Annotated in this window: 3 protein-coding genes; 2 read left to right on the top strand and 1 reads right to left on the bottom strand. The window is 66.1% G+C overall.

Annotated elements, in window-relative coordinates; all coding sequences use genetic code 11:
- Positions 1 to 95 precede the first annotated feature (95 nt).
- Both ACFWIA_RS35060 and ACFWIA_RS35055 read left to right on the top strand, forming a co-directional pair.
- Positions 96 to 359: a cupin domain-containing protein gene (locus ACFWIA_RS35060; protein ID WP_387011326.1), complete on the top strand. Its 264-nt coding sequence runs from the start codon at positions 96 to 98 to the stop codon at positions 357 to 359.
- 934 nt (positions 360 to 1,293) lie between these two features.
- A complete protein-coding gene (locus tag ACFWIA_RS35055) occupies positions 1,294 to 2,004 on the top strand; it encodes a terpene synthase family protein (RefSeq protein WP_387011325.1) in 711 nt (236 codons plus the stop codon).
- A gap of 217 nt (positions 2,005 to 2,221) precedes the next feature.
- On the opposite strand, the gene ACFWIA_RS35050 is transcribed toward ACFWIA_RS35055, so the two are convergent.
- A complete protein-coding gene (locus tag ACFWIA_RS35050) occupies positions 2,222 to 2,548 on the bottom strand; it encodes a hypothetical protein (RefSeq protein ID WP_387011324.1) in 327 nt (108 codons plus the stop codon).
- Positions 2,549 to 2,660 lie beyond the last annotated feature (112 nt).

Here is a 2,660-nt window from a genome sequence, read left to right as displayed (position 1 = left end):
GACACAGGCGTTCGCAAAGCGTGAGGGGAGGCAGGGCCGGTACGGCCTTGCCTCCGGTGAAGTGCAGCGGGATTCCGAGGTAGACGTCCCCGTACATGGGACGGAGCCCGGTCCCGGGCGAGCCCCACACCCACGCCGGCCACGAATCCGCGATCTACGTCATCAGCGGGCATCACCAGATCTGGCATGGCGAGGGCCTCCACACGCACGACGACCTCGCGCCCGGCGACATGGTCTTCATTCCCGCAGACACTCCCCACATGCCCGTCACGGACGAAGAAGCCGTTTTGGTCGTGGTAGCGCGCACCGATCCAAGGGAGCAGGAGTCGGTCCACCTTCTGCACGCCACCGGGCAGTAGAACAGTTGCCTCCGCTCGCGAGGACGAGATGCGACGTGGCTCCGGTCATGACGGAGATCCGGCATGGCGAGGACAAAGCCGGCCGATGAAGAACGAGAGGTGGGTCAGCTCGCTGCTGTCGATCGGCGCGCTCGACCCGCGCCGGAGCAGCCCCGGTGTGACCTGAGCGTTCGCCCGGACAGCCAGGCGTAGGCGACGCTGGCGGCCTGGAGCTGGCGACCACGAGCAGCTCCCAAGATGCCAGCGTTACTTCACTGCGGGAGCTGGACGCACGATCCCGGCCGTTGACACCTGGGCCATCTGCCTTCGTCGGCACACCCGACGGACATCCGGCTCCGGGAAAGGCATCAGACGAACAGCCGCGCCCAAGACAGTAGAGGCCGCCCGCCTCGTGGCCGCCACGTAGTCAATCCACCGGCGCACGGCAGACCTACGGAGCGAATGTCCGTTCCAACAGATCTGGCCATTTCACAGAGGCGACACTGCACCGTGACACGTCAGCCGTACGTGGTCCCAGGTCCGGATCCCTTGGCTGATCGCCGGACAGAGCCAACGCCCACTGCGCATCTACATCGATTCACCCTCCGCAAGTCGTCGTACTTGGGCCTGGCCACACAACCGCCCACGTCTCGCGCATGCATGAACCGGTGCTGGTTGGCCGGGACCACACCTCGCGACTGGGATCTCTCGGGATGTCGGGGTGGTTTCTCCTCGAAGGGGCTCATACTCAAGTCTGGTCCCGAGGGAAGGAAGTACATTGCCGCACTCGCGCCCGGTGTCCCCGGAGACTGCCTCGGACGAATGCGCCTTTGCCTGGTGCGCTCGATACGGTCTGCTTGACGAGAACGCAGCGGCCGTCCGATTTCGAAGGGCGAGGTTCGGCACCCTGGCTTCGCGCACCCATCCACGCGCGCGGGAGGAAACCGTCAGCGTCGTGGCCAGTTGGCTCGCCGTCGCCTTCCAACTCGACGACCATCTCGACACACAGCCCGACATCGACCACCGAAGCCTGCTGTCCGGATTGGCCTCAGCGGTGTCCGGCAGCAACCCTGCCCGCGGCGGATGCTTAGAGACGCCATCCGGACTGCTGTCGGCCTTCAGTGACCTGTACGAGATGACCACGCACTCGATGGCCGCGCCGGTGCGTGAACGATTCGCCGGCCAGGTGCAGGAGTACCTCCAGGCACTGGCTACAGAGTGCCGGCAGCGACGGCTTCGCATAGTCCCGTCAGAACGGGACTACATCCGTATGCGAAGGACGGTCGGGGCTGTACGCGAGGCAGCAGAGGTGGCGGACCATTTCGAAGGACAGTCGCTGCCCGACCATCTCTTCACCCACCCGTGGCATCAGCAACTGCTCGACGCGGCCGCAGACGTCGTCGGCTGGAGAAATGACTTGGCTTCATGGCACCAGGAGGCCACCGGCGGCGAGGTCCACAACCTCGTTCTCGTCCTCGCGCACACCACAGGCTGCTCACCCGAACACGCAGCCGACCAGGTCCGTCAGCGCCTGCGGCGACGCGCGCACCAACTGGAAGCACTGGCGTCCCGACCACCCCACCCAGGCCTTGCCCACCGCGCCGCCGGAATGAGGCAATGGGCTAAGGGCTATCGACGTTGGAGTGCGGACACCGGCCGCTACTAACCGAGAGACGATGAACCGGGGCGGGGCACCTGCGGGTGGAACCGGACACCGTTCACGTCGTTCAAGCCGGATGGGTCACGCGGGCGCAGGGCTTCAATGGTCCGCGGTTCGACGCCCGTCATCCGGGGTGGGTGAGCTGGAGTAGCGGGCGGAACGCAGGGCCCAGGTCAGGTGGGTGGCAGGGAAGTTGAAGATGGCGCATCCCACACGGCTGACTTCACGGATGGCGGCGGGGGAGCAGACCAAGGAGCTCAGCGGCGTCAGGGATGCGCCGCGCCGAGGCAGCCGCTTCCTCGAGGCGGTCAACGATGCGGGCGGTGACCTCGAGTGCGGCGGCGGCACCGGTCAGTCCGAGCCCGTGGCGAGTGACGAGGAGGCCGGTCAGCGCCCCCTTGATCGCGTCCACCACCGGTTCGCAGGTCCTACCGTGGCCGGCCGCAGCGGCGTTGTCAGGAGTGCTGATGCGGACCAGGAGTCGGTCGAAGAGGATGTTGAGCGCTTCGGAGTCGGCACGGGACTCGATGTGATCATCGAGGCGGAACACCCAGATTAGCCAGCGGGCTTAGAACTCCTAACGAAATGATCTTCGAGGTGGTTGGATCACTCGGGGAACGTTGATCCGGGGGTGTGGGGTGGCTCGGCCGAGGCCGTGGGAT

Source organism: Streptomyces sp. NPDC127068 (assembly GCF_042724695.1).
GTDB lineage: Bacteria > Actinomycetota > Actinomycetes > Streptomycetales > Streptomycetaceae > Streptomyces.
This window is presented reverse-complemented; position numbering and strand designations above follow the sequence as displayed.

What these genes read in the sequence shown, in the direction of transcription:
- ACFWIA_RS35060 (WP_387011326.1), top strand. Translation starts at nt 96, where the DNA reads ATGGGACGGAGCCCGGTCCCGGGCGAGCCCCACACCCACGCCGGCCAC.